At 53.8% G+C, this 23,056-nt stretch carries 17 protein-coding genes; 10 read left to right on the top strand and 7 right to left on the bottom strand.

What is annotated here, in order from left to right; all coding sequences use genetic code 11:
• Window positions 1–63: 63 nt before the first annotated feature.
• Window positions 64–999: a DMT family transporter gene (locus VV869_RS13840; protein WP_337735494.1), complete on the bottom strand. Its 936-nt coding sequence runs from the start codon at window positions 997–999 to the stop codon at window positions 64–66.
• Between the two features lie 90 nt (window positions 1,000–1,089).
• On the opposite strand from VV869_RS13840, the gene VV869_RS13835 reads away from it, so the two are divergent.
• Window positions 1,090–2,004: a LysR family transcriptional regulator gene (locus VV869_RS13835; protein ID WP_337735493.1), complete on the top strand. Its 915-nt coding sequence runs from the start codon at window positions 1,090–1,092 to the stop codon at window positions 2,002–2,004.
• Here VV869_RS13835 and VV869_RS13830 read toward each other — a convergent pair.
• Entirely contained in the window at window positions 2,001–2,909 is a 909-nt protein-coding gene (locus tag VV869_RS13830) for a LysR substrate-binding domain-containing protein (RefSeq protein WP_337735492.1), read from the bottom strand. The two genes, VV869_RS13835 and VV869_RS13830, sit on opposite strands and share 4 nt — an antisense overlap.
• A gap of 162 nt (window positions 2,910–3,071) precedes the next feature.
• On the opposite strand from VV869_RS13830, the gene VV869_RS13825 reads away from it, so the two are divergent.
• From VV869_RS13825 to VV869_RS13805, 5 genes are all read left to right on the top strand, one after another.
• On the top strand, window positions 3,072–3,737 hold the full coding sequence (locus VV869_RS13825) for an FMN-dependent NADH-azoreductase (RefSeq protein ID WP_337735491.1): 666 nt from the start codon (window positions 3,072–3,074) through the stop codon (window positions 3,735–3,737).
• Window positions 3,738–3,895: 158 nt separating this feature from the next.
• Window positions 3,896–4,666: a molybdate ABC transporter substrate-binding protein gene (gene modA, locus VV869_RS13820; RefSeq protein WP_337735507.1), complete on the top strand. Its 771-nt coding sequence runs from the start codon at window positions 3,896–3,898 to the stop codon at window positions 4,664–4,666.
• A complete protein-coding gene (gene modB / locus VV869_RS13815) occupies window positions 4,656–5,348 on the top strand; it encodes a molybdate ABC transporter permease subunit (RefSeq protein ID WP_337735490.1) in 693 nt (230 codons plus the stop codon). The genes modA and modB overlap by 11 nt, the downstream gene beginning before the upstream one ends.
• The gene (modC, locus tag VV869_RS13810; protein ID WP_337735489.1) at window positions 5,342–6,421 is read left to right on the top strand and encodes a molybdenum ABC transporter ATP-binding protein ModC; all 1,080 of its coding nucleotides are present in this window, start codon (window positions 5,342–5,344) and stop codon (window positions 6,419–6,421) included. Before modB ends, modC begins: the two co-directional genes overlap by 7 nt.
• 615 nt (window positions 6,422–7,036) lie before the next feature.
• Window positions 7,037–7,693: a CAP domain-containing protein gene (locus VV869_RS13805; protein ID WP_337735488.1), complete on the top strand. Its 657-nt coding sequence runs from the start codon at window positions 7,037–7,039 to the stop codon at window positions 7,691–7,693.
• Between the two features lie 94 nt (window positions 7,694–7,787).
• On the opposite strand, the gene VV869_RS13800 is transcribed toward VV869_RS13805, so the two are convergent.
• The 5 genes from VV869_RS13800 to malT form a co-directional block, all read right to left on the bottom strand.
• The gene (locus VV869_RS13800) at window positions 7,788–8,639 is read right to left on the bottom strand and encodes an alpha/beta fold hydrolase (protein ID WP_337735487.1); all 852 of its coding nucleotides are present in this window, start codon (window positions 8,637–8,639) and stop codon (window positions 7,788–7,790) included.
• 61 nt (window positions 8,640–8,700) lie between these two features.
• Window positions 8,701–9,765 carry a M14 family zinc carboxypeptidase gene (locus VV869_RS13795; protein ID WP_337735486.1) on the bottom strand — a complete coding sequence of 355 codons (1,065 nt, stop codon included), beginning with the start codon at window positions 9,763–9,765 and terminating at the stop codon, window positions 8,701–8,703.
• Between the two features lie 189 nt (window positions 9,766–9,954).
• On the bottom strand, window positions 9,955–10,239 hold the full coding sequence (locus tag VV869_RS13790) for a D-fructose-6-phosphate amidotransferase (protein ID WP_337735485.1): 285 nt from the start codon (window positions 10,237–10,239) through the stop codon (window positions 9,955–9,957).
• Between the two features lie 151 nt (window positions 10,240–10,390).
• A complete protein-coding gene (locus tag VV869_RS13785; protein ID WP_337735484.1) occupies window positions 10,391–11,068 on the bottom strand; it encodes a DUF4336 domain-containing protein in 678 nt (225 codons plus the stop codon).
• A gap of 53 nt (window positions 11,069–11,121) precedes the next feature.
• Complete coding sequence (gene malT, locus VV869_RS13780; protein WP_337735483.1) at window positions 11,122–13,830, bottom strand: HTH-type transcriptional regulator MalT; 2,709 nt, start codon at window positions 13,828–13,830, stop codon at window positions 11,122–11,124.
• Between the two features lie 442 nt (window positions 13,831–14,272).
• On the opposite strand from malT, the gene VV869_RS13775 reads away from it, so the two are divergent.
• From VV869_RS13775 to VV869_RS13760, 4 genes are all read left to right on the top strand, one after another.
• The gene (locus tag VV869_RS13775; RefSeq protein ID WP_337735482.1) at window positions 14,273–16,732 is read left to right on the top strand and encodes a glycogen/starch/alpha-glucan phosphorylase; all 2,460 of its coding nucleotides are present in this window, start codon (window positions 14,273–14,275) and stop codon (window positions 16,730–16,732) included.
• A gap of 85 nt (window positions 16,733–16,817) precedes the next feature.
• Window positions 16,818–18,998, top strand: coding sequence for a 4-alpha-glucanotransferase (malQ, locus tag VV869_RS13770; protein WP_337735481.1), 2,181 nt, complete (start codon window positions 16,818–16,820; stop codon window positions 18,996–18,998).
• Window positions 18,999–19,055: 57 nt separating this feature from the next.
• Window positions 19,056–21,203, top strand: a complete 2,148-nt coding sequence (gene glgB, locus VV869_RS13765; protein ID WP_337735506.1) for a 1,4-alpha-glucan branching protein GlgB — start codon at window positions 19,056–19,058, stop codon at window positions 21,201–21,203.
• Between the two features lie 273 nt (window positions 21,204–21,476).
• Window positions 21,477–23,051 (top strand): methyl-accepting chemotaxis protein, encoded by a 1,575-nt coding sequence (locus VV869_RS13760; RefSeq protein ID WP_337735480.1) that lies wholly within the window; start codon window positions 21,477–21,479, stop codon window positions 23,049–23,051.
• Window positions 23,052–23,056: the final 5 nt, after the last annotated feature.

The raw sequence follows: 23,056 nt of genomic DNA, 5'->3' as shown, positions 1-23,056 counted from the left end.
TGAACTTTTGTGGTTCAGTCATCCGGATCTGAATGAACGGGCACGCGGGTGCCCGTTTTACGTTTATTCGGGTTGATGTTTCAGGCGAATTGCTGCGATCTTTTGCTTGAGTTTCAGTTTGATCACCGGATAAGCGTTGCCGGTGATCACCCCGCATCCCACCAGAACAATCCCGGCAGTCTGAGTCCACTCAATTCTCCCTCCATTGACCATGCTGATCAACACTGTAAATACCGGCATCAGGTTAAACAGGGAAGTCACCCGATCCGGCCCCAGATCCCGGGCCCCTTTCATCCAGAAGTAATAGGCAATCAGCGTGCCGCCAAGCCCCATGTAAATCAGAAGCGCGGCATCCTGAGTGGTCAGCGCCTGGAAGGCTCGGATGGGGGTGTCGACGAGACAGACGATCACTGACATTTGCAACATGCCCAGACTGAGCATCCAGCGCAATTGCTGGCTGAGTGGGATGTGCGGGACCCAGCGTTTGGCTAGGATGGTGTACAAACAACCGCTGATGAGGGCGATCAGCATGAGTAAATCGCCGGGGTTGAAGGCCAGTGAGGTGAACTGACCCTGGGTGATGACCAGCAGCACACCGCCAAAACTGATCAGCGCCCCTAGGATGTGAAACCGGTAAATGCGGGTGTGCAGCAGGATTGCCGAAAGCAAGATACCGGCCAGTGGCATGTTGGCAGCCACAATGGCGGCATTGACCGGCGAGGTATATTGCATCGCACTGAAAATCGCGAAATTTTGGATCAGCACCCCAACCAGCGAAATGAAAAACAGTGCTCCTTTGTCCCGGAGGGACAGGACCGACTCCGGCTCGGCGCGCCACGCCCTGAGCCCCAGCAGCAGCAGGGCTGCCACAGAAAAACGTAAGGTCGCGCCCATCAGCGGTGAGATGACGTCGCTGATGGCTTGAATGGCATTGAAATTACTGGCCCAGAAAAAAATCGCAAGGACGACCCCGAGCCAGGTAAAGGCATGATTTGGCATGATGAACCTCAGGTTTGAAACAGGAAGCCAAAGCATATAAATTGCAATAGTGATTGTTAATTGACAGTTTTAAGAGGGTTTATCTCAAAAATGAAAGGTCATTCCCTGGACGATCTGCACCTGTTCGTGCAAGCAACCCAGTTTGAGAGCCTGACTCAGGCGGCAGACCGGCTCAATATTTCGCTCGCCACCTTGAGCCGGCGGATGAAACGGCTGGAGTCTCAGCTCAATTGCCGGTTGCTGAACCGAAGTGCCCATCACTTTTCGTTAACGCGGGATGGCGCTCGTTATCGTCAGCTGTGTGAGCCCTTCATTCATGGTCTGGAGAGCGTGCAATCGCGGATTGAAGACGATCGCCTGGGATTGTCCGGCAAGATAAAGATCTCGGCACCGATCAATATGACGCAGGTTTGGCTCAAGCATTGTATTTATGCGTTCGCCGAAAAACACCCGGATATCCATATCGAGCTGGATGTGCAAAATGAAAAAATTGATTTGCTCTCCAGGCAGGTGGACATCACCTTCCGGATTGGCGATCGGATTGAGTCTGACTGGATCGCCCGCAAACTTTGGCATCTGCCGTTTAAGTTATGTGCCTCGACCGTGTATCTGGAGCAATATGCGCCGATCACCCATCCGTCTGAACTGGCCCAGCATCGTCTGTTGACGATCACCGCCGATGCTAACTGGGCGATGCAACATCAAACTACGGGCGAGACATTCCAGTTGGATCAAGGGTTTTGTTTCACCTCCAATGATGTACTGCTGGTGCGGGATGCGGCCAGCCAGGGGCTGGGGATCGCCTGGATGCCACCTTATTACTTCGATTCACACTCGGATGATGTGCATCATTTGGTCCCGGTACTACCAGACTGGAAAGGGCACGACCGGGAAGTCTATCTGATGTACCGGGACCGGGAAAATCGTCCCGCGAGAATCGAGGCTTTCATCCACCATGTGTTGGCCTGGAAGACGGATCATTACAGACATTTAGAGATGAACTAAGCATTTTCGCTGAGTTTGCCGTTCAGCCACGCTGTATATTGGTTTGCTGCCGGATGGGCCCGGCTCCGTTCCGGGGTGATCAGGTAATACTCCAGACCGGGGAGCGTTGGGGCAGTAGCGCTCATTGCTGGCTCATGCGGCATTGGGACCAGCCAGCCGTTGGCCAGCGGGGTTTCGATCAGTAACGGGCTGACCAAAGCGATGCCCTGACTGGCAAGGGCGGCCTGGATGATTTGGTTTTCTTCATCGAACTCGCGAATGGTGATGGGATGCTTGGGGAACAGATTTTGAAGTTTCCGTTCATCATACACCGGGGGAAGCGCCGGATTTTTCCACCGGGTGCCCATGACGGTGGCTGGCATGGCCTCTGGCGAGGCGATACTTTGCCAGTACGCCGGTGTTGCATAGCACTGGAGGGATTCACGAAACAGCAGCGATGCCGTGGGATCATGTTCCGGCATAAGCCCATAGCGGATGACCAGATCCACCTGATGCGGGCTGGTCATATCCACCGGCTGATCATCGGCTTTAACCCGGACATCAAGGTTTGGGTGTAAGCTGCGGAACTCGGCCAGATGCGGGACCAACCACATCGCGGCAAAGGCGGTTGTGGTCCCGATGGTCAGGGGAACGTCGCGACAAGTGATCTCATTGATGGTGTCGGAGAGGGCCCGCAGCATTTGGTGGGCGATCCGGGCCAGTTGTTCACCATCCGGGGTTAATACGACGGCGCGGGTTTGGCGCTCGAATAGTTTGACCTGAAGCCTCTCTTCCAGTGTGCGGATCTGGTGAGATACAGCCGTAGGCGACACATGCAGCTCCTGGGCCGCCGCTTTAAAACTCAGTAATCTCGCAGCAGCCTCAAAGGTCCTGATACTCCTGAGCGGCGGCAATTGACCAAACATAGTGTTCCTTATAGATGAGATTTTCTCACCTGTCTGAAGATTAATCCCTTTTGTCAAAATGTACTGCGTTGAAGAGAATGACCCTGTTCAGCACATTTTGTTACGACCAATCTGATTCAGTCGTTTTGACTTTGAATCAGGTTGGAATAAGGAGATTATCATATGAAAAAGCTACTTGTTATCGATTCCAGTGCCCGCCGGACGGATCATTCTATTGCCGGATACAATTCAATTTCGAAACAACTCGGTACCTTATTTATCGATGAATGGATGAAGAAAAATCATCAGGATAGGGTTGTCTGTCGGGATGTCGGCGCGGCGCCGCCAGCGTTTATCTCGCAAGATTGGATTGCTGCCGTGTTTACCCCGGAAGTGCAACGCAGCGCGGCACAGCATCAATTACTGACCCTTTCCGATACCCTGATTGCCGAGGTTGAAGCCGCTGATGTGATCATCATGACCGCGCCGATGTATAACTACGGCATGCCGGCGGCATTGAAAGCCTGGTTTGATCAGGTGATCCGCATCAATAAAACGTTCACCTTTGATCGGAGCCGCGGTGACAACCCGCTTGAGCCTATTTTTCAGGGGAAGACCCTGGTGCTCCTGACTTCTGCGGGTGAGTTCGGGTTTGAGCCCGGCGGCAGCCGGGCGCACATGAACCATCTGGGCACTCACATTGAGGTGCTCAGCAAATATCTCGGGGTGAATGCGTTTTACGAAGTCCGTTCTGAGTATCAGGAGTTCGGCGATGCTCGTCACGAGCAATCGCTGGCTTCAGCCCGGGAAGCTGTGATTGAGCTGGCAGGCCGCTTGCGCGATTGCTAAGCGACCTCAGCTCCGATCTTTGCTGAGCGATCTGAAGTTACAACTGGATGAACGCTTAAGAGCAGCTACCCAAGATCAGCTAGGACTCCCTATCGATATGTAGTAATGTATATAGCGCTATTTTTATTGATAAAGAATTCAGGAGTCAGGTTGTGAAAATGTTGAGATCCGGGTTGTTTGCATGTTGTGCTGTATTGGCGGCGGGAAGCGCCTCGGCGGCAGAAAAAGTCACGGTGTTTGCGGCAGCCTCGCTGACCAATGCGATGAAGGAGGTGGCAGCGCTGTATGAGCAACAAACAGGGACCGGCTCGACGTTGTCGTTCGCTTCATCTTCAGCGCTGGCCCGACAGATTGCTCAGGGCGCACCAGCGGATATTTATCTCTCCGCCAATGAAAAGTGGATGAACTATGTCGCGCAGCAAGAAGCCATTGAACCTCAGAGCCGCAAAACACTGCTGACCAATCGTCTGGTGATGGTGGCGCCGACAGGGTATCCGGCGGATCAGATTGAAGTCACGGCCTCCTGGGATCTCACCGCCGCGCTGCAAGGAACGCGCTTGGCGACCGGCGATCCGAACCATGTCCCGGCGGGGATGTATGCCCAGCAATCGCTGGAGAACCTGGGCCTCTGGCAGCAGGCGATGCCTTTGCTGGCGCGGGCCAATAATGTCCGCTCGGCGTTGTTGCTGGTGGAGCGTCAGGAGGCCCTGCTGGGGATCGTGTATAAAACCGACGCACTGGTGTCGGAGAAGGTGAAGATTGTTGCGGAGCTCCCGGCATCGAGTCATACCCCAATATCTTATCCGGCAGCGCTGGTGAAGGGGCAGGCCGATGATGCGGTGAGGGCTTACTATGATTTTCTGCAATCGGATCAGGCTCGGGTTATTTTTGAGAAATACGGCTTTGGGGTAGCAGAGCGTGCTCTCTGACTATGAATGGCAGGCGCTGCTGCTGAGCTTGAAGGTCTCCGGTGTTGCGGTCATGGTCAGTCTGCCGTTCGGGATTGGATTTGCCTGGCTGTTGGCCCGACGACAGTTCTTCGGCAAGGCCTTTCTGGATGGGCTGATCCACCTGCCGTTGGTCCTGCCGCCGGTGGTGATCGGCTATTTGCTGCTGATTGTGCTGGGACGACAGGGTGTGGTGGGGCAATGGCTTTACAACTGGTTTGGCATCACGTTCAGTTTCAGTTGGCGGGGCGCTGCACTGGCGGTGGCCGTGGTGGCGTTTCCTTTGATGGTCCGTTCAATCCGGCTGGCGCTGGAAAGTGTTGATACGAAGCTGGAACAGGCCGCCCGCACCCTGGGTGCGGGACCGCTCAAAGTCTTCTTGACCATTACATTGCCGCTGACGCTGCCTGGTATTTTTACCGGCACGATTCTGGCGTTTGCCCGGGCGTTGGGAGAGTTTGGTGCGACCATTACCTTTGTCTCCAACATTCCCGGCGAGACCCAGACCATTCCGCTGGCCATGTATTCATTTATTGAAACCCCTGGCGCGGAAAGTGAAGCGGCTCGCTTGTGCGTGATTGCCATCGGGATTGCACTGATCTCTCTGCTCGTTTCTGAGTGGCTGTCCAGATTGGCGCGTAACCGGTTGGAGGCTGCATGCTGACGCTTGATATTCAAAAGCAACTGGGCAGTCTGGCACTGGACGTGAATCTGGAACTTCCGATGCAGGGGATCACGGCGATTTTCGGCCGTTCCGGCACCGGAAAAACGTCGCTGATCAATGTGATCAGCGGGCTGAGTCAGCCTGATCGTGGTCGCATCCAACTGGGCGATCATGTGTTATGCGACAGTGAGCGTGGTGTGTCGCTGCCGCCGGAAAAACGCCGTATTGGCTATGTGTTTCAGGATGCCCGACTGTTTCCGCACTACACGGTGGCCGGGAATCTCACCTATGGCTGCCGGCAGTTTGATCAGGCCCATTTTGATGATGTCGTTCAATTACTGGGGATCGAGCACTTGCTGAAGCGCTATCCGGCGTCGTTATCGGGCGGTGAAAAGCAGCGGGTGGCGATTGGCCGCGCACTGTTGAGCCGACCGGACATGCTGCTGATGGATGAGCCGTTGGCCTCGCTGGATTTACCGCGTAAGCAAGAGCTGATGCCTTATCTGGAATCGCTGGCAAAGCAAGTCAAAATTCCGATTTTGTATGTGACCCACAGTCTGGATGAGATCCTGCGTCTGGCCGAACATATGGTGATGTTGAATCAGGGCAAAGTCGTGATTGCCGGTCATGTGAACAGTGTCTGGGGCTCGGCTGAAATGCGCCCCTGGTTGCCGGCCCGGGAGCAGAGTTCATTGATCAGTGCTCGGGTGAGTCATCATCACCCCAGATACGCCCTGACACAGGTGGAACTCGATCCGCATGCCAGTCTCTGGGTCGGACGTCTCAACCGGGCGCGCGGCGAATGGGTCCGGGTTCGGATCCATGCCAATGATGTGTCCCTGACCAAGGTTCAGCCAAGCCAAACCAGTATTCGCAACATTCTCAAGGCCAGCATCGATAAAGTACTGCCTGCGGATCAGGATCAGCATGTTGCGGTGCGACTTCGGGTAGGAGAAGCACGGATTTGGGCCAATCTGACGTTGTGGGCGGCTGAAGACTTGCAGTTGGCCATTGGCGATGACGTGTTTGCCCAAATTAAAGGGGTGAGCGTTACCCAGGATGACTTGGCATAACCTCGCTTGGACGCCGATCTCACACCGTTGATTAAACATCGAGTGACAAAGTACAGGAGATAAGCCGGATGATTTCATCCGGCTTTTTGTTATCTGCGTGCCCGTTTTGCAACAATCTCGCAACAAGTTAATATCAGCGCACTATAAAAATTTGCCATAAATAAGGACGACAAAAAAATAATTACTGTGACTTTTTTGTGAGCCGGAAAGTTATATATTCTTAATTCTCGCCATTAGTCGATTCGTTGCGTTTGATTACGTGTCTAACGGCCATGGAATATATGTCTGGTTTAGCTTCGCTGATTGTCTGCCGGGCTATACATGAAAAGAAGTATAGTCCTGTGAATTTATCCTTTTGTTTTGTTAGGTTTTAAAGTTGGATTTGTTCAAAAAACACACAGGAAATGTTTGTCAAAAGTCTGTCAGAATGGATAAAAAGTAACCGTTGCATATTGATGTGTTCAGCCTCCGGTCAGTATATTGTTTCGCACATTAAGGTTATACGAGCATTTGCTCAGCTAAAAATATTGCTTTCATAATAGACTTTTTTGCGAATCAAATAGCATCTAAGTGTATTTTGAAAACACAAATTCAACATATTAACTGGATGTACCCATGCGAACACTAGCACTCTTAATTCTTTCTTCGTTATTAGTTACAGGTTGTGGCGGCTCAGGTGGCGGCTCCGGCGAAAGCGCGACATCTAGCGGGAATACCGGTAATGGTTCAGCCATCTCAGGCGACAACGGTTTTGACAACAGCTCAAACACTTCGGGCAGCGGGTCAACAGCAGGGAATAGCGACAGCACAGGCAATAGCGGCAGTACCGACAGTGGTGACAGTGCTTCAAATGGTGATTTCGCAGAACAAATGCTGGCGGCAGTGAATGCGGCCCGTGCCGAGGCCCGTGATTGTGGTGGTCAGATCATGCCGGCGGTGCCTGCACTGACTTGGGATTACTCGCTGGAGCAAGCCGCGTTTGTTCACTCAAGCAACATGGCGAACTATAACTTCTTCAGCCATACGGGCATCAATGGCGATTCGCCAAGTGATCGTGTGACGGATCAGGGTTACAGCTGGTCAGCAACCGGTGAAAACATTGCCGCGGGTCAGAAGTCAATTGCAGAAGTGATGGATGGCTGGCTGAAGAGCCCGGGCCACTGTAAGAACATCATGGGTGCGAACTTCACGCAAATGGGTGCCGCTTCCGTGACCAACTCCAGTGCGCAATACGGTATTTACTGGACTCAGGTGTTTGCCCGTCCACGTTAATTTGCTGTGTATCACGCAAAATGAAAGAAGATCGCCGTCAGTCTGCTTGGGCTTGCGGCGATTTTTTTATTGCTGGTTTTTTATGACTGGTTTTTTATTTCTGATCATACGCCACGGGTGTGTCGGTCTGTGCCTGGCAAGTGCGGTCAAAATGGCGAATTTGATCCAGGAGCCAATGCGGATCATCAAGCGGCAAGTCATGACCTGCGCAAGGGTGCAACACCAGCGGAACTTGCCAGCGGGTCGCCAACACCTGACTGCAACTCACATCGACCAACTGGTCCTGTCGGGAGGCAATCAGCAAGGTGGGCCTGGTCGGTGAGAGCCGGGCGTTAAAGCGGGCGGCAGCCGACAGCTGTAACAGGGCGTTTGAACGACTAACCGGGAATTCCTCGCGCCAGTGGATCCACTGTTCGAGCTCCGCCTGGTGCTGCTCTGGGAAGTTCGAGGTCAGTTGCATGATGGTGGCTTCCTGAACTGCCGGTGGGCTGAACAGGGCACGGCCGAACCGGGGCAGTTGTCGCCAGTTTAAACGACGATAAAAAGGCGAATAAGGTCGAACACTGGTGTTGATCAACACCGCCGAATGGATTTCATTCGGGTAACCTGTCATCCATTCCAGTGCAATCATCCCCCCCATGGATATTGCAATCAGATCAATCTCATCCGTCTCATCCGTCTCATCCATCATCGTGTCGTGCAGGTGTAGCTGACCGCGCAGGTCATTGACCATGGCCCGGATACTGCCGGGGGACTGAGCCTGATAGCGTGCCCCGTTTCCTGCCAGATCCAGACAAATGACCTGGCGCTGCGGATAGTGCTGGCACAGCAGGGTGTAAAACGCGCCCCAGTGGCGTTGCTCCCGCAGCAGCCCCCGTAACAAAACCAGCGGACGAGGTGAGGCAGGGCGGAAGGTCGTTGAAGCGGGGGGCGGGCGGTTGTCCATGGCGGCGTCCTATAATTGCGATGGATTGAGCTTTCAGGCTTGGAATTTACAGGCTTTAAATTTACAGGCTTAGACTGGGCGGCGATGCGTCGGGATACCACAAGGCTCTGGCGGTGTCTGCATGACGCTGGCTGCTATCCCCCTGATACCATGACTGATAAGCATAGGTAGCATTGATTAAAAACTCCATCAGCGTCAGATGGGTCCGCAACACCCGCTGGATACGATGCGGCTTCATGGGATGGAAAAGCCCCAGCCGGTCAATGAGCTGGAGCGGGTTTTTACGCACCCAGCGCCAGGAACCCATTTCCAGGGTGATCGGCAGCAGATGAGTTCCGTTGGCTTCGGAGCGATCATACAGGTAGTCCCATAAATCCCCGTGGCAGGTGTAATGCAGGGCCTGGGGCTCAAAAATATAGTTTTGGTGCGGATAAGCGTTGAAAAACAGTTCTTTGAGGTGATAAACGTCGCCGATTTTTCGCATTGGCTGGGTCCGGCTTTTGGCATAGGGGAACCATAGCCGGTCTTTGCTGCCGAAACCGGAATGGCAATCCAGCGCCAGGGTCAGCGGGCGGTGCGCTGTTTCCAGACTGATCAAATCAACCAGAGCTTGGGCTTCGGCTTCCATTGCATGCCCGATATCCCCGCGATACCAGGGCAGATGTTTACTCAGCCGGTGACCGCCCACCAACCAGGCGGTCGACTCCTGGCTGTCGAGGGGCGCATTTCGCATCAAATCGACATGGTTGCCGTTGGAGCGGTAGCGTTTGGCCATCCCTACCGGGTTGAGCAGCGGCAGGAACACCAGCCGAATGGCCTGGAGTTTCAGCTGCAGGGCGCTATCCCAGTGCAGGCGCTGGCACAGGCTGTTCATGAAAGAGATCACGACTTGCGAACCGATGCGTTCCAGCCCGTGAACCCCACCGACAATCACCAGCCCCGGCACCTCTGGATCAGGATTTCCGAGACTCACGGCGTAGAGCGGAATGGGGTGAGAATCAAGGCTGACGGTGGTGAGCTGGCGGGTTTCGACGGGCACCGTGCGAATATGAGGAAGCTGGTGTTTGATCAGCGCTTCCAACTGGCCAAGTTCGGGCAGGCGGGCGTAGAGCATGGATGCGTGCAAATTCAGCCTCCCGAGGCGTATCCTTTGGGTTTCCTCCACCTGTGCCGGGGAGGAGAGCGTGACGTCCTTTGAATGATTTTAGGATGCGGGCAGAGTTTGACGCGAATATTTCAGCCAGGTAACAGTTTTATCTCCGGCGCTGGCTCTGTGGGGAGAGAGCTGCGCCGGGCGGATGGTGGGTTGCGCAGGTTAACTCATATTACGATTGGCCTTGATAGCGGCTTCTAATAAATATTGTTGTACGCCGATGACCCATTGCGGCCGGTTGATATAGCGGCTGATCAGGTAAAAAGGGATCAGAAACACAAAGAGTGGCACGGATTCATGGAAAAACGTCGAGGCGATCGCATCCTCATGCGAAAAATGGGTGAGGATTGCCAGAACGCCAAAGATACTGCCGAGTGTGACCAAAATTGCAGACAGGATCATGGTTATCCCCAGCAGATCCCGTAAGTAAAGTTTGGACGCAGTCATGATGATTCCCTCAAAAAATAACGTTCAGTCCGTAAATCATACGCCCAAATGCAATGTGATATGTGACATGTATCACACGCAAATAAACGCTAGGGAGGGAAAAAATTAATTTGTTGATTTAAAACAAATGATGACGATTTAACGGGGGGCGCTACAGCGCCCATTTGAACGCCTGGTGAAAATGAGCCTTGCCGTTGCTCCCAATCAGCTGGCCGTGGGAAAGGATAATGCGGTCAAAGGGCCAGGTCAGCACTTCCTGTAAGGATTGACGTAAGCGGGTTTTGTCTTTGAAAGTGATTCGCCAGTACAGCGGCATCGCCGGAGACTTAAAACAGCCGTTCAGCAGTGCCAGCCCGATGGTGAGCGGGTGGGTTGAATTGCCGAGCCAGGCGAGGGTATCGCCGACAATCAGGGTTTGGGATTGCGGATCGCAAAACAGAACTTCTTCCATTTTATCGCTGCCGCGCAACAGGGTTTGATACAACTGGTGGCGCCATAGCTCTGGGGTGGAGGCGCCGAGGGCATCGTCAAAAACCAGGTCCGTGCGCTTGTTTTGCAGCCCGGGGGGCGCGAAAAAATAGGCGTTCGGGTAGGCCAGCCACCACTCCGACAGAAACAGATGATGGTTCATATTGGGGCTGACAATCGCGTGGACCTGACCGAGTTGAGATAACTCCAGCTGAAGCTTGGTGGTCAGCTGCACCGGGGAGTGGATAAAGAGTTTATTGTCGTTTAGCCGGATCACGGTCATTCGGGCACCAACAGGAATGCCGTTCACTTTGAACGGCATATCCTGGTACCAGATCCGGTTGTTGCTCCATTCGTTCATCGGTCATCCTTAACCTGTTTCTGCGTCTGATCCGTCGACTTGGCCCTGTGCGATCAGAACCCCATCAGTTTCAGCAGATGTTCTGCCGTCTCGATTGCCTGCTGGCGATTGGCGATGTTCAGCTTCTGATAAAGGTTTCGGATATGAGTTTTGATCGTTGTTGAGGCAACATCAAGCTCAGACGCAATTTGTTCATTACTATAACCAGTGTAGATCAGTCCCAGGACCTGCCATTCCCGTTGCGTCAGCGGGCTGGTTCGGATCAGCTCCGGAACATCCGGCAGGTTCAGCAGCTTCTCGACGAAGTTCTCGTCAAAGTGCACCGAGCGGTTGCGCTCTTTGCTGGTCATTTCGCGCAGGAGCTGACGGGCCCGGTGAAGTTCCAGTTCACTCAGGCGCTTGCTGTCGACCAGCTCTTGCAACAGGTCACTGATCTCCCCACCGTCACATAGAAAGATCCCGACCATGCCGGTGCTGTTGGTCAGGACCAGGGCTTCATGCAGATGGGCCAGGGCTTGTGCCCGATCATTCTGGCGCTTGCTCAGGACGGCCTGCACCACCAGGTTGCGGTTCTTGTCAGTGATCAGATTGTGCTTATCACAGCTGTCCAGCAACATGTTGAGGATCCGCTGTGCGCGATCCAGTTCACCAACATTCACGCATGCACGCGCGATGTTGCGCCATTGCAATTGCTGGAAGTGGTTACAGGCGGCTTCCGGCTCTTCGGCTTTCTCCAGCCAGGACTGGATGCTGTCGATATCGCCTTTCAGCTGCCAGTAGAACAGGTTGGCCAGGTCGGTATTGGCGCGCCAGTCGATGTGGTACACCGAGCGATCCATCATGCTGTTACATAAGTCCAGGTACCGGGCAGCTTTGTCCTGCTCGCCGCGGGTGACGGCAATCCGGGCCAGCATCGAATAGGCGTGCAATGACTTGGTTTCATCAAAAGGCGCCAGGACATCCAGGCTCTTCTGTGCGGCTTCCTCGGCCTCGTCGAGACGGTTCCAGCACCACAGAATTTGCGCCCGCAGGCGGAGCAGGAATTCATGCAGCGGTACTTGTTGCAAGTGCTGCTCTTTCACCAGCTTGAATGCCTGATCCAGGAGTTCAAACGCGGACTGGACATACCCCTGAGCCAGCAGAATTTCACTCTGCTGCAGAATCGCCCACAGCGCCTGGTGATAAACATGATACTGCCGGGCCATCTTCTCGGTCTGTTGCATCATCGGCAGGGCGCGGCTGAGGTTGCCGAGGCAGTGGTGTACTTCACCGACCACGGAGGTGGCGACAATCCGGCTGCGGTAGGTGGTAGAGGGCAGCTGGCCGAGGGCCTGCTCGGAGAGTACCAGCGCATCTTCCGGTTTGCTCTGATTAATGGCGACCTGGGCACGCAGTGCATTGAACTCGCCTTGCAGGGCCTCGTCGAGCACTACATTGTGTTTCTGCATCTGGGCTTCGGCTTCGGCAATCAATTCACCGACATCATTGTACCGGTGCTGGCTCTGCATCAGCCACAGGCGCAGCAGGGCAAGGCGAGGGGTGCTGAACACCTGCTCCTGGTCGAGCAGGGCAATGCTGTCTTCGAGGAGATTCAGCTCGCCATGGTGGAACATCTCCCAGCCAAACTCCGTTAGAATATGCACGCTGAGCTCTTTATCTTCGATCTTCAGCGCATGGAGCAGGGCTTGCTGGGGAGAATTCTGTTTCAGCCAGGCTTTAGCGGCCAGGGAATGCAGTTCGGCGCGCTGCTGCGGAATTTGCGAGTAACGCTGGTGACGCAGAAACTCGGCAAACAGGTTGTGGAAGCGGTACCAGTTGTTATCGCCTTCCAGCGTATTGAGGAACAGGCCGAAGCGGTTGAGGGATTCCAGCATCGCCAGAGCGTCGGTACGGCCGGTCAGCTCTTGGACCAGTTCCGCATTGAACATATCCAGCACGGAGCATTGCAGCAGGAATTGCTGGGTTTCCCGATCCAGTTGATCGAACACTTCTTCGGCCAGGTAATCCCACAGGTGGCCGCGGTTAAAGCTGGCCATGGACACCGCCGACTCCACCAGATTGTTCGGTTTTTGCTGGGCATGGAGCGCAATCAGCTGTAAGGCCGACGGCCAGCCTTCGACTTGCTCGCGCAGGGTGGTCAGCACATCGGACTCCACGCTGGTGGTCACCCGTTTGTCAAAAAAGCGCCGGGTTTCCTCTTCATCAAACGCCAGCAGCTGGTTATCCACCTCAATGAGCTGATCGCGGACCCGCAGGTTTGCCGTGCCCAGCGGCGGCAGAGTACGGCTGGTGACCACTAAAGTCAGATTGTCCGGCATGCTTTTCAGGAAAAAGCGCATGCCGTCATGAATATCATCATTGTTGATGACGTGATAGTCATCGAGTACCAGATAGGTTTGTTGGTGGTATTCGCTGAGTTCACCGAAGAGTTCACTGAACAGGGTCGAAAGGCAGGCAAACTGGCGGCGCTCGGCCATTGCCTGGGTTTTCAGGCAGGCATTGCCGGTTGCTTTGTTGATGGCCTGAAGCAGGTAATTGGCGAACCGGAAGGTTTCGTTGTCATTTTCATCGATACTGAACCAACCGGTGTGCGAATGTTCACTCAGCCATTGTGCTGCCATGGTTGTTTTACCGTAGCCGGCCGGAGAGCGAAATAACACAAGACGATAAAAAGGTGCCTGTTCAAGAGTCTCCAGCAAACGAGGACGCAAAATCGCATTATGAAGGCGTGCTGGACGGGTTAGTTTAGAAGGTATCCACATAGTCTTGTTGTCTTTGTAAGGTTTCAGGAATGAGCAATCGTAATTCGGGCTTTCTGGTTCTTTTTATTGTGTGATCAGCCAACTTATCAATATTTGATCTACGCCATAACTTTACCCGGCTTCATGTTTAATTCAGCAATTGTGTATGCTCTCATCCCTAAAATTATGAGAGTCATCACATATATTGAATATTTCACCAAAGGTTAAGACCTCTGTTGCGCATCTGATTTAAGCTGGGTTTGTGAATCATGTTGCATTTGGTTTTCTTCGGCAGACGCCCTCCGCCTCGAAACTTTGCAGGACATCACAGAAAGGGAGGGTTCGGATGAACTACGCCCCTGCCACTCCTCCCTCATCCCCCGTTCTGCGGGAGGATGTTTTTAGGGGGGAACGAAGGCAACATGGACATCAGTTGGAATTCATCCTAGAGCGAGATTGAGCCATGTCTATGAATGGTCAGACAAAAAAATTCGATAAGGCAGCATTCAAAGCAGCTGTCGAGAAACACCTTTCCACCACCTATGCCCATACTGCCGAGACGGCGACAACCCGGAGCTGGTATCTGGCGATGGGCCGTGCCCTGGCAGAAATCAGTACCGGCAGCCTGCTGGCGACAGAACAGAAGTTGGCCGCAGAAAAAGCCCGCAGCGTGAACTACCTGTCACTTGAGTTTCTGATCGGCCGCCTGACCGGCAATAACCTGATCAGCATGGGTCTGTATGAGAACGTGGCCGAAGCGATGGAAGAGCTGGGTCAGAACCTGACGGATCTGCTGGAAGAAGAGCGTGATCCGGCGCTGGGTAACGGTGGTTTGGGACGTCTGGCGGCTTGTTTCATGGACTCACTGGCTGCTCAGGAATATCCGGCAGTGGGTTACGGCCTGCACTACGAGTACGGCTTGTTCCGCCAGTCGTTTGTTGACGGCCGCCAGGTGGAAGCACCGGATGCATGGCGTGGTCTGGAAGGCTACCCGTGGGAAGTGCTGCGTCCTGAGCTGTCGCAAACCGTGAGCTTGTATGGTCATGTGGAGACTTACACGGACGAGCAAGGCAACGCCTGCCGTCGTTGGGTACCGGGGATGACGGTTGAAGGTGTGGCCTGGGATCTGCCGATTGTCGGCTACGGGAATGACAGTGTTTATCCGCTGCGCCTATGGGAGTGCCGCTCCAATGCACCGTTTAACCTGGCGCGTTTCAATGATGGTGACTATGTGGGGAGTCAATATCCGGCTCTGGAAGCCGGGAACGTCACTAAAGTGCTGTATCCGAACGATAATCATGATCAGGGTAAAGCGCTGCGCCTGATGCAGCAGTATTTCCACTGCGCTTGTTCGGTAGCGGATATCCTTCGCCGTCATATCGGTGCAGGGAACACCATTGAAGATCTGGCCAAGCTGGAAACGATTCAGCTGAACGATACTCACCCGACTATCGCGATTCCGGAACTGATGCGTATTCTGATCGATGAATACAAACTGGGTTGGGATGCCGCGTGGGCGATTTCCTCGAAGACGTTTGCCTATACGAACCATACCCTGCTGCCGGAAGCACTGGAGACTTGGAGCGAGTCGCTGATTGCTGAGATGCTGCCGCGTCACATGGAAATCATCTTCGAAATCAACCATCGTTTCATGAAGCTGGTTGAACAAACCTGGCCGGGCAACAACGAAGTTAAGCGCAAGCTGTCAATTATTCAGGAAGGCCCGCAGCGCATGGTGCGTATGGCAAACCTGTGTGTGGTCAGCACCTATGCAGTGAACGGGGTCGCTGCGCTGCACTCTGATCTGGTGAAACGTGATCTGTTCCCTGAGTTCAACGAACTGTTCCCGGGCCGCCTGACCAACGTCACCAACGGTGTCACACCGCGTCGCTGGATTAAATACTGTAACCCGGGCCTGTCTGCGCTGATCAGCGAGAAAGTGGGTGAAGACTGGCCGCTGAAGCTGGAAAAAGTAGCTGATCTGGCCGAATTTGCCGACGATGAAGCGTTCCAGAAACGTTACATGGCCGTGAAGAAAGAGAACAAGCAGCGACTGGCTGACTGGGTGAAAGAGAACATGGATATCGACCTCGATACCAATGCGATCTTTGATATCCAAATCAAGCGTTTGCATGAATACAAGCGTCAGCACCTGAACCTGCTGCACATTCTGTCGCTGTATCACCGCCTGATCAACGATCCGACGTTTGACATGCACCCGCGCGTGTTCTTCTTCGGTGCCAAGGCTGCGCCGGGCTACGCGCTGGCAAAAGACATCATCTTTGCCATTAATAAAGTGGCAGAGAAGGTGAACCACGATCCGCGTTTGAAGGGCAAACTGAAAGTCGTCTTTATCCCGGATTACCGCGTCAGTCTGGCAGAAATCCTGTTCCCGGCAGCCGATGTTTCCGAGCAGATTTCAACCGCCGGTAAAGAAGCATCCGGTACCGGAAACATGAAGTTTGCGATGAATGGTGCCCTGACCATAGGCACCATGGACGGCGCGAACGTTGAAATGCGTGAAGAAGTCGGTGACGACAATATCTTTATCTTCGGCCTGTTGGTCGACGAAGTACAAAAACTAAAACAAGAGGGCTACGACCCTTACCGCTACTACCATGCAGATAGCCTGCTTCGTGCGGCGCTGGATGTCTTGGAGACTGATGAGTTCACCCCTGGGTATCCGGGCCAGCTGGCTGCGATTCGCCAGAATCTGCTGGATGGTGGCGACCCTTACCTGGTGCTGGCTGACTTTGCGGATTACGTGAAAACACACGAGAAGATTGATGCGGAGTACCGCGATCAGAAAACGTGGGCACGTAAAGCCATCCTCAATACAGCCCTGATGAGCAAGTTCAGCTCAGACCGGAGTATCCGCGATTATGCGAATAACATCTGGAAACTGGCACCGGTGAGCCGTTAAGCCACGCAGTGGTGATGACGTCTGAATAGATATCAGCAATGACCCTAACATCGTAGCGGCCGCAAGGCCGCTATCGGAGAGAACGATGAAAGACGAACAAGTATTAAAACAAGTAGCTGACATGGTTGGTATTGCCGATAGTTATGTCAGTGCCTGGGGAGATGAAGCCAAGGTCGACCCTGAAACGATCCGTCGTTTGCTGGACGCTTTGGGTTACGACACGAAAAGTGATGAAGCGCTTCTGGAATCCGCCAACAAGAAACTGCGCCCGGATGTGCTGGCGCCGGTGAAGGTGGTTCGCAGTGGTGAGCCGATGCACATTACGATGCACCTTGGCCTGAGTGCCCGCATTAGCGATTTCAGCTGGCGCCTGGAAACTGAACAGGGCGAAGTGATGGAAGGCTGGCTGCAATCTCAGCTGATCAGTGATGATCGTGCCGAGGGCGGCCCGTTGGTTTTTGCCCTGCCGAATGAACTGGCCTGGGGCTATCACAAGCTGGAAGTGTACCGTAAACGTCGTAAATCTCCGTTTGAAATGACTTTGATCGTCACCCCTCAGTCTTGTTACAAGCAAGAAGCCTTGCGCAATGACAAGAAACTCTGGGGCACCAGCGTTCAGCTGTATTCTATTCGGACCAACCATAACTGGGGCATTGGTGATTTTGGCGACCTGAAGCAACTGGTGGCCGATGTTGCTGCGCGCGGTGGTGATTTTGTCGGCCTGAACCCGATTCATTCGCTGTTCCCGGCGAACCCGGAAGGCGCCAGCCCGTACAGCCCGTCATCACGCCGTTGGCTGAACCTGATGTATATCGATGTTAGCTCCGTACCGGAATTCGGCCAGAGTGATGCGGCACAGCAACTGGTCGGAAGTCAGGCATTTCAGCAGCGCCTGACCGAAGCACGTGATGCGAACTGGGTGAACTACAGTGAAGTGTCGTGCCTGAAAATGGCGGTGCTGCCGATGCTGTTTGAGACCTTCTGCGAGCGCCATCTGGCCCAGAAAACGGCCCGTGCACAGCAGTTCCTCGATTTCGTTGAGCTGGGCGGAGAGAGCCTGTTACACCAGGCGGCCTTCGATGCCCTGCATGCATACCTGAAGCAAGATGATGACAACGTCTGGGGCTGGCCGGTATTCCCTGAGGCTTATCGTCACTTCGATAACCCGGCGGTCCAGACCTTTATTAAGCAACACGGCAAAGAAGTTCAACTGTATATGTATCTGCAGTGGCTTGCCGACACGCAACTGGCTGAGGTCAATGAGCTGGCTGAAGAGAAAGGGATGGTCATCGGCTTGTATCGTGATCTGGCTGTTGGTGTGTGTGATTCCGGTGCTGAAACCTGGGCGGATCACGGCGCGCTGTGTCAGGATGTCAGTGTTGGAGCGCCACCGGATATTCTGGGGCCGCTGGGCCAGAACTGGGGCCTGCCGCCACTGAACCCGGAAGTGCTGAAAGAAACAGCATACGAGCCGTATGTGCAGTTGCTGCGTGCCAATATGCGCAGTTGCGGTGCCTTGCGAATTGACCACGTGTTAGGCCTGCTGCGCCTGTGGTGGATCCCGAAAGGTGAGGGCGCGAAAAACGGGGCGTACATCTACTACCCGGTCGACGATATGATGGCGATTTTGGCACTGGAAAGTCACCGTCACCAGTGTACGGTGATCGGGGAAGACCTCGGGACCGTTCCGGATGAGATTGTCGATAAGTTGGCGACCGCGGGTATCCATTCGTACAAAGTCTTCTTCTTCGAGACCGCGGAAGATGGCGGCTTCTATTCGCCGGCGCATTATCCGCAGCAGTCGATGGCGGCGCTTTGTACCCATGATATGCCAACCTTGCGTGGGTTCTGGCACTGTGACGATTTGAAAATGGGTCAGGAACTGGGGCTTTACCCGGATGAAGCACAGTTGCAAGGCTTGTTCGATGGTCGTGCTGAGAGCAAACAAAAAATCCTTGATAGTTTGACATGGCATGGTTATCTTCCAGAAGGCGTTGGGCATAATGCTGCATATGTCCCGATGGACCGCTACTTGAGTGAAGGCATGCAACTTCACCTTGCCGCAGGTGGCAGTGCGCTGCTGAGCTTGCAGCTGGAAGACTGGCTGGAAATGGATCAGCCGGTGAATATCCCGGGAACCGTAGACGAGTACCCGAACTGGCGTCGGAAGTTGTCAGCCACGTTGGATGATATTTTCACCCGCGAGCACATTATTGACCTGACTCGACGCTTGACTGAAACACGAGCCAAAGCCACCCACCAATAGTCAACCAGGAGTGACGTGTTGGACACCATGACAGTGACCCGCAAGAATAAGGAATACATGCAGCTCGAAAGAGCTGCATTTTCAGATCCGTTCTCTTTTTTAGGCCCGCAATACCAATCAGATGACCTCGCACTTCGGGTTTGGATCCCCGGGGCAGACAGTGTGGTTGCCGTCACTGCGGACGGTGAGCGATTCCCGATGATCCGCGAAGCAGACAGCGGATTTGCCTTGGCGGATGAAGTTGATTTCACCACCGCCTTGTATCAGTTGGAGATCTGCTGGCCGGACAGTCGCCAGACGATTTATGATCCGTATCAGTTCCATCATCTGTTGCCAGCAGGTGAAGCCCTGACGACGCCTTCGCTGATGCATAGCGAGATGGGCGCACAGTTGGTCACCCTCAACCGGGGAGGGCAACCGGTTACCGGGGTCCGCTTCCTGTTGTTTGCGCCCAACGCTTCCGCGGTGAGTGTTGTGGGTCACTTTAATGGCTGGGATGGCCGTCGTCATCCGTTGCAAAAGCTGGATCAGGGTTTGTGGGGGCTGTTTATCCCGGGCCTGTCGGAAGGCGAACTGTATAAGTTCGAGCTCAAAGACAGTCAGGGCAAAGGGCTACCGCACAAGGCCGACCCTTGGGGTTACCATGGTGAGCAGTATCCGTCTTTTGCCTCGGTTGTCTATGATCAGTCCCGCTATCAATGGCGTGATCAGTCATGGCAATCCCGTCCGGTCACGGCCAAACACCAGCAAGCGCTGTCATTTTACGAATTGCATGCGGGCTCCTGGCGCACCAAAGAGAATGGCGATTTCCTTAATTACCGGGAACTGGCCGATGAGCTGATCCCGTATCTGACGGATATGGGCTACACCCATGTAGAGCTGATGCCGATTTCCGAGCACCCGTTCTATGGTTCCTGGGGTTATCAGCCAATTGGTTTATTTGCGCCGACCAGCCGGTATGGCTCGCCGGATGACTTTAAATACTTTGTCGACCAGTGTCACCAGGCCGGGATCGGAGTGGTGCTGGACTGGGTGCCGGCGCATTTCCCGTCAGACGATCATGGCCTGGCGAACTTTGATGGCACAGCCCTGTTTAATGACCCGGATCCGCGCCGTGGTTGGCATCAGGACTGGCAGAGTTATATCTATGATTACGGCCGCGAACATGTCCGTCGTTTCCTGGTCTCGAATGCCTTGTTCTGGTTTGAGCACTATCACATCGATGGTCTGCGGGTAGATGCGGTTGCATCCATGCTCTATCTGGATTATTCCCGAGAGCACGACCAGTGGATCCCGAATCACGAAGGCGGCAACGTCAATTTTGATGCCGTGAGTCTATTGCGCTGGATGAATGAGGAAGTGTACCGCCTGTATCCGAATGCAATGACCATCGCAGAAGAATCGACGGCCTATCCCGGGGTCTCCAAGCCCACGGATCTGGACGGACTGGGCTTCGGTTTTAAGTGGAATATGGGGTGGATGCACGACAGCCTCTCCTATCTGAAAGAAGAGCCGGTTCATCGCAAGTATCATCACAATACAATCACGTTCCCGATGGTCTATGCCTTCAGTGAAAACTATGTATTGTCGCTCTCTCATGACGAAGTAGTGTACGGCAAGGGCTCTCTGCTCAATAAAATGCCGGGTGATGAATGGCAGCAAACCGCCAACCTGCGTGCGTTTATGGGTTATATGTACGGTCAGCCAGGCAAGAAGCTCAACTTTATGGGAGCTGAAATTGCGCAAAGTGCCGAGTGGGCCCATGAAGGTCAGCTGGAGTGGCACTGGCTGCAATATCCGCGCCATCACGGGATGCAGGCACTCGTTCGCGACTTGAACCATTTATACACCCAAACCCCGGCACTATATGAGCAAGATTGTTCTCCGGCCGGGTTTGAGTGGCGAGTTCAGGATGATGCCGAGCAAAGTGTCCTGGCGCATGAGCGTTTTGCCCTGAACGGGGACAAAGTCCTGGTGGTGTCAAACTTTACCCCGGTACCGCGGCAGGGATATACCCTGGGCGTTCCGGCTGAAGGCGAGTATGAGCTGCTGCTTAATACGGATGATTCGCTGTACTGGGGGAGCCAGGCACCGGTGAATGCGCGGGTGATCACCCGTTCAGAGCCGCATCATGGGCAACCTTATTCTGTTTCATTCGATTTGCCGCCACTGGCGACCCTTTTCTTTGCTTTCAGGGCAAAGTAGGCCGTTGTTAGCATAAGTTAATCAAATTGATAAAAATGACTTAAGCCCGTGATCACTATCGCGGGCTTCGTCGTTTTATTAGGCTGACGATAGGTGCAACTTATGGTGTTGTATGTTTTTGTTTGCTCTGGTGTTGTTTTTTTGACTTTAAGTGTCAAATTTATCTCACATCAAAGTATTGCAGTGGAATGAATGTCACAATCATGCCGTAAATTTGTTTAAGTAAAGTTACTGTTCTGTACTCAACACCGCAAATAAAGACAAGAGACAAGAATGACAATAACAACAAAACGAGATTCAGCGTTCAATGGAGGCAAAGCTGTTGATTTTTCGGAAGCGGTTGATTTGATTTCAACCACAGATCCGAAGAGCTATGTGACTTATGCCAACCAGAGCTTTTGCGACGTAGCCGGTTACACCGAAGAAGAGTTGGTTGGTCAGCCACATAACATGGTTCGGCATCAAGACATGCCGAAAACTGCCTTTGGCCAGCTGTGGCATTATGCTCAAGCGGGCAAAAGCTGGATGGGGGTGGTGAAAAACCGATGTAAAAATGGCGATTATTATTGGGTATCCGCGTTTGTGACGCCGATCACCGATGAGAAAGGTCAGATTCTCGAGTATCAATCGGTCCGAAGCCGTCCGAGCCATGAAGAGGTAAGTCGGGCGGCGAAAGCTTATGCGAGTTTGGATCAGGGAGGCGGCAGAAAATTCCGTTTTCGTCAGGGCATGTTGATCAATGCCTTGCTGGGATCGGCGCTGACCGGCTCGCTATTGCCGATCTTTATCGACGTTCCTGTCATGTACTCTGCACTGCTGTCCTTGATTCTTCTGGCAGGGTTTGCGTTGAGCTTGCAGGCAAGTGCTCGGTTGAACACCATTCGCCAGCATGCACAGAATGCGTACGATAACCCGCTGATGGAGCCGATTTATACCGGTAAGCTGGATGATTTCTCGCCGATAGAATTAGCGCTGCGGATGCGTAAATCTGAGCTCCGGGCCATAGTCGGCCGGGCCAGCGAAACATCGGGTGACATTTTGCTGTCGGCTGAAGATGAGTTTGCCAATGCGCAACAAATCAAAACCAATCTGGCTCGCCAGACTCAAGCGACGGAGGATGTGAGCGTGGCGATGGGGCAGATGGCTTCGTCGATCCGTGAAGTGGCTGAAAGTGCGGCTCAGGCGTCAAACCTGACGACTCAGGCACAGGAAATGGCGATCAGCGGGCAAACCAGCGTGGAAACAACCATGGATTCAGTTCAGTCCCTGTATCGGGAACTGGATAACTCGAAAACGGTGATCAACGCGCTGTCGGACAGCAGCCGTCAGATTGAGGGGATCCTGGACGTGATCGGTTCGATCGCCGATCAGACCAATTTACTGGCGCTGAATGCTGCCATTGAGGCTGCCCGCGCCGGGGAAGCCGGACGCGGTTTTGCCGTCGTCGCCGATGAAGTCCGCTCTCTGGCTCAGAAAACCCAGTCCTCGACCAGCGAGATCCATCAGATGATCAATCGGCTGCAACAAACAGCCGGCCAGGCAGTCGAGGCCGTTGAGCGCGGGAGTGAGTTATCCGAGCACTGTCGCCAGCAGGCCAATGAAACCGGTGAGCGACTGAAGGAAATCAATGCGATGCTGGATCAGGTGACAGACAGCAGCCACCAGATTGCATCGGCTGTGGAAGAGCAGGCCGGCGTCAGCGATGAAATTGCGCACAATGTGGAGCAGATCAGCAACCTGTCCGTGGCGACGGCTGAAACCAGTGATCGTTCGGTGGAGAGTACGCGGATGTTGGTTGAGCGGTTGGAGGCGTTGCAACGCCTGATGGTGCAATTCAAACGCGCCTGATGCCG

The sequence above is a fragment of the Photobacterium sp. MCCC 1A19761 genome, from assembly GCF_037389125.1.
Lineage (GTDB): Bacteria > Pseudomonadota > Gammaproteobacteria > Enterobacterales > Vibrionaceae > Photobacterium.
Note: the sequence above shows the minus strand (reverse complement) of the source record. Positions and strands in the feature narration are given on the sequence as shown.

Bases quoted from the DNA above. Each gene is read 5' to 3' on its own strand.
- VV869_RS13840 (WP_337735494.1), bottom strand. From the start codon at position 999: ATGCCAAATCATGCCTTTACCTGGCTCGGGGTCGTCCTTGCGATTTTT.
- VV869_RS13835 (WP_337735493.1), top strand. From the start codon at position 1,090: ATGAAAGGTCATTCCCTGGACGATCTGCACCTGTTCGTGCAAGCAACC.
- VV869_RS13830 (WP_337735492.1), bottom strand. From the start codon at position 2,909: ATGTTTGGTCAATTGCCGCCGCTCAGGAGTATCAGGACCTTTGAGGCT.
- VV869_RS13825 (WP_337735491.1), top strand. From the start codon at position 3,072: ATGAAAAAGCTACTTGTTATCGATTCCAGTGCCCGCCGGACGGATCAT.
- modA (WP_337735507.1), top strand. From the start codon at position 3,896: ATGTTGAGATCCGGGTTGTTTGCATGTTGTGCTGTATTGGCGGCGGGA.
- modC (WP_337735489.1), top strand. From the start codon at position 5,342: ATGCTGACGCTTGATATTCAAAAGCAACTGGGCAGTCTGGCACTGGAC.
- VV869_RS13805 (WP_337735488.1), top strand. From the start codon at position 7,037: ATGCGAACACTAGCACTCTTAATTCTTTCTTCGTTATTAGTTACAGGT.
- VV869_RS13800 (WP_337735487.1), bottom strand. From the start codon at position 8,639: ATGGACAACCGCCCGCCCCCCGCTTCAACGACCTTCCGCCCTGCCTCA.
- VV869_RS13790 (WP_337735485.1), bottom strand. From the start codon at position 10,239: ATGACTGCGTCCAAACTTTACTTACGGGATCTGCTGGGGATAACCATG.
- VV869_RS13785 (WP_337735484.1), bottom strand. From the start codon at position 11,068: ATGAACGAATGGAGCAACAACCGGATCTGGTACCAGGATATGCCGTTC.
- malT (WP_337735483.1), bottom strand. From the start codon at position 13,830: ATGTGGATACCTTCTAAACTAACCCGTCCAGCACGCCTTCATAATGCG.
- VV869_RS13775 (WP_337735482.1), top strand. From the start codon at position 14,273: ATGTCTATGAATGGTCAGACAAAAAAATTCGATAAGGCAGCATTCAAA.
- malQ (WP_337735481.1), top strand. From the start codon at position 16,818: ATGAAAGACGAACAAGTATTAAAACAAGTAGCTGACATGGTTGGTATT.
- glgB (WP_337735506.1), top strand. From the start codon at position 19,056: ATGCAGCTCGAAAGAGCTGCATTTTCAGATCCGTTCTCTTTTTTAGGC.
- VV869_RS13760 (WP_337735480.1), top strand. From the start codon at position 21,477: ATGACAATAACAACAAAACGAGATTCAGCGTTCAATGGAGGCAAAGCT.